9 protein-coding genes are annotated in these 4,964 nt (G+C 39.5%); all 9 read left to right on the forward strand.

Annotated elements, in window-relative coordinates; translation table 11 throughout:
* The first annotated feature begins 299 nt into the window (after nt 1-299).
* The 9 genes from AC06MN_RS04780 to AC06MN_RS04820 all read left to right on the forward strand — a co-directional run bounded on the left by AC06MN_RS04780 (nt 300) and on the right by AC06MN_RS04820 (nt 4,786).
* Nucleotides 300-479: a hypothetical protein gene (locus AC06MN_RS04780; protein WP_475671215.1), complete on the forward strand. Its 180-nt coding sequence runs from the start codon at nt 300-302 to the stop codon at nt 477-479.
* Nucleotides 479-1,078 (forward strand): ATPase, encoded by a 600-nt coding sequence (locus AC06MN_RS04785; protein ID WP_475671216.1) that lies wholly within the window; start codon nt 479-481, stop codon nt 1,076-1,078. The genes AC06MN_RS04780 and AC06MN_RS04785 overlap by 1 nt, the downstream gene beginning before the upstream one ends.
* 286 nt (nt 1,079-1,364) lie before the next feature.
* On the forward strand, nt 1,365-1,613 hold the full coding sequence (locus tag AC06MN_RS04790) for an XRE family transcriptional regulator (RefSeq protein ID WP_475671217.1): 249 nt from the start codon (nt 1,365-1,367) through the stop codon (nt 1,611-1,613).
* Between the two features lie 123 nt (nt 1,614-1,736).
* A complete protein-coding gene (locus AC06MN_RS04795) occupies nt 1,737-2,150 on the forward strand; it encodes a hypothetical protein (RefSeq protein ID WP_475671218.1) in 414 nt (137 codons plus the stop codon).
* A 69-nt stretch (nt 2,151-2,219) separates the two neighbouring features.
* Entirely contained in the window at nt 2,220-2,630 is a 411-nt protein-coding gene (locus tag AC06MN_RS04800; protein WP_475671219.1) for a hypothetical protein, read from the forward strand.
* A 74-nt stretch (nt 2,631-2,704) separates the two neighbouring features.
* Nucleotides 2,705-2,857 (forward strand): hypothetical protein, encoded by a 153-nt coding sequence (locus AC06MN_RS04805; protein ID WP_475671220.1) that lies wholly within the window; start codon nt 2,705-2,707, stop codon nt 2,855-2,857.
* A gap of 26 nt (nt 2,858-2,883) precedes the next feature.
* Nucleotides 2,884-3,039, forward strand: coding sequence for a hypothetical protein (locus AC06MN_RS04810; protein WP_475671221.1), 156 nt, complete (start codon nt 2,884-2,886; stop codon nt 3,037-3,039).
* Nucleotides 3,040-3,062: 23 nt separating this feature from the next.
* Nucleotides 3,063-3,593, forward strand: coding sequence for a hypothetical protein (locus AC06MN_RS04815; RefSeq protein ID WP_475671222.1), 531 nt, complete (start codon nt 3,063-3,065; stop codon nt 3,591-3,593).
* A gap of 92 nt (nt 3,594-3,685) precedes the next feature.
* Nucleotides 3,686-4,786 (forward strand): radical SAM protein, encoded by a 1,101-nt coding sequence (locus AC06MN_RS04820; protein WP_475671223.1) that lies wholly within the window; start codon nt 3,686-3,688, stop codon nt 4,784-4,786.
* The last annotated feature ends 178 nt before the right edge of the window (nt 4,787-4,964 follow it).

Here is a 4,964-nt window from a genome sequence, read left to right on the forward strand (position 1 = left end):
ATAAAATATAAAATAATAATGAAAGGTTAGAGATTGAAAGAAAATTTGTAAATTTGCCGTGTCATTCACTTTGAAATTTGGCTAATGGACTTCACGAAGTTCAGAGGAATGGCGCGAAAATGCTAAAAATAGAAGTCCCCTAAAACTAATTTTCAAGAAAAATAGTTTCGTTAGACCACTTGTTTTGAGCTAAGTTCAAGCCGAAACTTCTGGTATGTTTTTTATCGAAATGTTGACGAAAACGGGCATGGATTACGAAAAAAAGCGTATTTTTGCAGGTGCAATAACAACAGAAAGTCATGTCAGAGAAAGAAATCAACGCCTACCGCTTGACTTCGTTGGAAGAACCGACGGACGAGATGCTGGCGTATATCATGCGCGAGGTGGCGGAGGAAGCAAAACAAAGCAATGAAGAGGCCTTGGAAAGGTTTTTCGATGAAATCAGCCTGATGTATCAACAACAATACGGCAACAACTAATGCGCACGGAGGGCAGAAAACCGGTTTTAATTGTAATTGCTGGACCCAACGGAAGTGGAAAAACTTCCGTAACCAGCAAAATCCTTCAACATGAATGGATGGAGGATTCGGTTTACATCAATCCTGACATTGTTGCACAAGAAAAATTCGGCGATTGGAACTCCATGGAGGCGATTAAAAAAGCAGTGGTTTATTGCGAAGAATGGCGAGAAAAGTGCTTGGTTGAACGTAAAAGCCTGATTTTTGAAACGGTTTTATCTGCCAAAGACAAAATCGACTACATTGAAAGGGCAAAAGAAGCAGATTTCTTCGTCAGGTTGTTTTTCGTCTGCACAAAATCACCTGCCGTCAATGCCTCACGCATTGCCCAACGGGTGATGAAAGGTGGACACGATGTGCCAATTACCAAGGTTATCTCGCGTTATCAAAAGTCCATCCTCAACTGCAAGTACATTGCAACCAAGGTTGACCGTACCTATTTATATGACAACTCTGTTGATGATGCCGAGCAGCAATTGCTCATCCGCCTTTCCGACGGCATCATTGCGAAAAAATATGTGGAGCAACTGCCTGAATGGGCAAGACAAATAATTGAATAAACAACCTAACCCAACAGATAAAAACAAAGACAAGTAAACCATCCTAACATAACATAACCCCCGAGCTTTACGCTCTTGTTCTCACTTAGTAAAATCGCCAAATTTAACGAACACGAGAATTAAGAAGCGGAAAGTTTGCGTTTTTAAGGCGCAAACTTTTTCGTGCTTATTAGTGTTCAAGGCGTTTGGCGATGCCGACTAAGTTAATAAGCAATGAAACGAAAGGTGAGCGCCTTTTTTCATGGCTTACAGACAAGGGCGGAAGCCCTAACAAACGCCTAACGCCATGAATACTAACACGCCACAAGACACTAACGACTTCCACATTGGCCAGCTTCTCAAAGCTGAACTTGCTCGCCAAGGCCGCACCGCCACCTGGCTTGCCAAGCAAGTACACTGCACCCCCGAGAACATCTACAAAGCCTACCGTTCGCAATGGATTTCCATGCCCTTGCTCTTCGAGATTTGCAAGGCCTTGGATTATGACTTCTTCAAGGAATGTTCGGCGTATTTGGAGGCGGAGAAAACGAAATAACGGTTGTGGTTTTGTGGTAAAATCTTTCAGTTTTTATGGTAAAAAGAGTTAGATAGAAACTCCTGAAATAGAATAGTTTATATTTAGTTTTGCGGTGTAAAATAATTTAATCCAAATCTAACAATGAAGAAAGTACTGGTTTTAATCATACTTGTTTTAGGAATAGGCATTCTCACAGCAAAAGCTCAAGCCTATGTAACTCCCCGCTTCATCGAACCCGACTATGTTACCATATCCTCCACACAAGGAATAAGCATCGGTTCCATAACAACCAATTCGAACAACTCATACACAGTTACTCTTGTTAATAACAACAGAAACGAACAAGGCGAAATAAACAGCTTTTGCTTCGAATGGTACTTGTCATACAAAGGTAATCGAGTTAGTGATTATTACCAAGAAACTATCCGCTGTGGACAATCTGCCTCAAGAACCGTTTACGCATGGCCAGATGAAGTACCTATCGGAAACGAAAAATATGTGACAATTCAATTAGGAAGGCAACCCATCAAGAGAGACCCAAGAGACGACGATTAGGCAAATAACAAGCAATTAAATAACAACAAATTAGAAGTTGCGCCCGGCACGAATTTAGGGTAAAATAAAATGAAAAAGATAATGGCAGTTTTAACCGTTTTGATTTGTTTTGCATCTATGAGTTTATTCTCTCAGGAAGTTAGAGGGATTGAAAGCAGAAGAGTGATTTACGAAGGAGGAAAGGAATATTATTGTGGTAATTCTTCCCAAACCTATTCGACTCAATACTGTGGATGGGAATTTAAGAATTGCAACTCATGCGGAGTCAGTGTTGACATATCCTTGTTTACACAAGCAACAGAAGAATATGGTAGAGCTATCCCAGCAAAAGTACTTGCGACTAAATCAATTGTATTACAAGCGGGTGAGACTTATGTATATAAACCCGAAATAGAAGCTACACAAACATTAAATTATCGGTATAGTGCTCCAAAAATAGACCAATTATATGTTGAATTTAAAGCATTTAAGTTACAATAAATTGTGTCAGTTTACAAAGAGAGTGTGCATAGAGTTATGGCACTCTCTTTTTCAACAAATTAAACTATAGGATTATGAGTAATAGGACTTTTGCGCAGGAAGCTATTCTGCATAGGATTAATGAAAAAGCGGTAGGGGGTATCCTAAACGAAGGCCATTGGGAACACATCGACCACAACGCTTATGTGGATTGTTGTGTATTAAATGGTGTCAATACGGCCAATTAGTTATCCCAATTGAATCATATTATACTATGAAAGAAATGACATTTGCTTTAGAAACCATTCAGAAACGGATAAAAGAGAAGATGGAGACATATCCGTCTTTTCAAGATTATTCAGAACATTCTGATTATTCTGATTATTCTGATTATTCAGATTATGGTGATTCAAATAGTGATTGGACCTGAAAAATGAATTATTTACTTACATAATGTTTATCTCAATACTAACATCTGAGCAGATAATATCGATAATAATTGGCGCAGTAGCAGGTGCTATTGCTACGTTTATTATTTGGTTTATTCCTACAGAAGCATTTAAACCACGGATTAAAATCAAAACATACAACCAACCACAAGAAAAGATAACTTTTACTAACTTTAATGGTAGTAAAAGAGAAGAATTGTTTTTGAAAAGGAACATCCACATTGTCAATGATTCTTTATTATTCGCCGCTTATAATGTTACTTGTTTTGTTGAGCTACTTGATGCTGACACGAACATCGTATATCACGAGGCCAAGGAACTACCTATTGTGAAAGCAAATATAAGAGAAGAAAAAGCGACCGTCTTACCATTTAGAAAGCTTGCAGTCGACAAAGTGGTAGAAACAAAGGCAATAAAAATTAAGCTGTATCTCATTTATGAAAACCGTTATGGGACTAAAAAAACATCTGGCCCATGGTGGGTTAAGAAATATAATGTTGTAGATCAATCATTTGTCCCTGAATTAGAAAAATAAGAAATTCTATGCCAAACAAATCAAAATAGAACCAATTTTCAATAATACTTTACAATCAACCTTGAAGAAGTTTTATAGGAAAAAATCGTGTAATGACTATTATTTTAAAGCCAACATACGCTTGTAACTTCCGTTGCAAATACTGCTATTTGAGCAACGAAACCAAAACTCATAAGGACACTTTCAGCCTTGCCTTTGCCAAGCAAATCATCCTTCAGCTAAAATACTTTCTGAAAAGCCATCCGCGCCAAAAGGTCACTTTCATTTGGCATGGCGGTGAGCCTTTGCTGTGGGGCATAGAGAACTATCGGGAGATTTTTGCCTTCATGAAACAGGAGTTGGAGGGCGTTAACTACCAAAACAGCATCCAAACCAATCTTTCATTAGTCACGGAAGAATTCATCGACCTGTTTTTGCAATACAATGTCCGCCCTGGCTTTTCGTTGGACGGCACCAAGGCCATCCACGACCAACAGCGTGTGGGCATCAACGAGCAACCTACATTCGACCTTATCATGTCGAAACTAGCACTTTGTAGGGAGAAAGGTATCAGTCCCGGATGCATCGTGGTTGCTGGGAAGAAACACATCGGACACATCCCCGAACTATATAACTTCATGAAAGAAAACAAGTTGAGCTTCAAGTTCAACCCCTTGTTTTCGGCTGGCGAGGCTACCAATAATTTGGATGAATACGGTATTACGCCATCGGAATATGCCCAAATGTCAATAGAATTGTTTGATTTGTGGTTCGATGACAACCAAGGAGAAATCACCGAGTCCAATTTCGTGGAAATCGCCAGCAACATCGTTTCCAAGAAGACCACAGGCTGTATGTTCGGCAGAAACTGTCAGGACAACTTCTTCGCCATTGCGCCCACAGGCGATGTGATGCCATGCGGCCGCTTCTGCGATGACGATTTACTTCACTATTCCTATGGCAACTTGCATAAGGAAACGCTATTGGACATCCTACCACGCATCAAGCAAAGTGAAATCTACAAGCGTTCGGAATACATTGAGAAAGGCAATTGTAAGAACTGCAAATGGTTAGACATCTGCCACGGAGGTTGTCTGCACGACGGTTTCCTCAAATCTGGCGATTTCCGCAGCAAGACCTTCCTTTGCGCCGCCTACAAGAAAATCTTTGCGCATATTGAGAAACGGATAGCTGAAGCAAACCTTAACTTATAATCCGCTCAATTTGCCATTTTTCACCCAAATTGATTATAGGGCATTTCTAAATAAAACTCTTTGATATTCAGATAAATATTTGTATATTTGCCGAAAATTTGAAGAGAAAATGGACACATGCAAAAGGGCATACAGAAAGCTTGGCAACCAAGGATTATTTGATTCGGAAGAGAGGACA

The sequence above is a fragment of the Candidatus Limimorpha sp. genome, from assembly GCF_056203535.1.

Coding starts and splice junctions, on each gene's coding strand:
- AC06MN_RS04815 (WP_475671222.1), top strand. CDS start 3,063: ATGTTTATCTCAATACTAACATCTGAGCAGATAATATCGATAATAATT.
- AC06MN_RS04800 (WP_475671219.1), top strand. CDS start 2,220: ATGAAAAAGATAATGGCAGTTTTAACCGTTTTGATTTGTTTTGCATCT.
- AC06MN_RS04795 (WP_475671218.1), top strand. CDS start 1,737: ATGAAGAAAGTACTGGTTTTAATCATACTTGTTTTAGGAATAGGCATT.
- AC06MN_RS04785 (WP_475671216.1), top strand. CDS start 479: ATGCGCACGGAGGGCAGAAAACCGGTTTTAATTGTAATTGCTGGACCC.
- AC06MN_RS04790 (WP_475671217.1), top strand. CDS start 1,365: ATGAATACTAACACGCCACAAGACACTAACGACTTCCACATTGGCCAG.
- AC06MN_RS04810 (WP_475671221.1), top strand. CDS start 2,884: ATGAAAGAAATGACATTTGCTTTAGAAACCATTCAGAAACGGATAAAA.
- AC06MN_RS04820 (WP_475671223.1), top strand. CDS start 3,686: ATGACTATTATTTTAAAGCCAACATACGCTTGTAACTTCCGTTGCAAA.
- AC06MN_RS04805 (WP_475671220.1), top strand. CDS start 2,705: ATGAGTAATAGGACTTTTGCGCAGGAAGCTATTCTGCATAGGATTAAT.
- AC06MN_RS04780 (WP_475671215.1), top strand. CDS start 300: ATGTCAGAGAAAGAAATCAACGCCTACCGCTTGACTTCGTTGGAAGAA.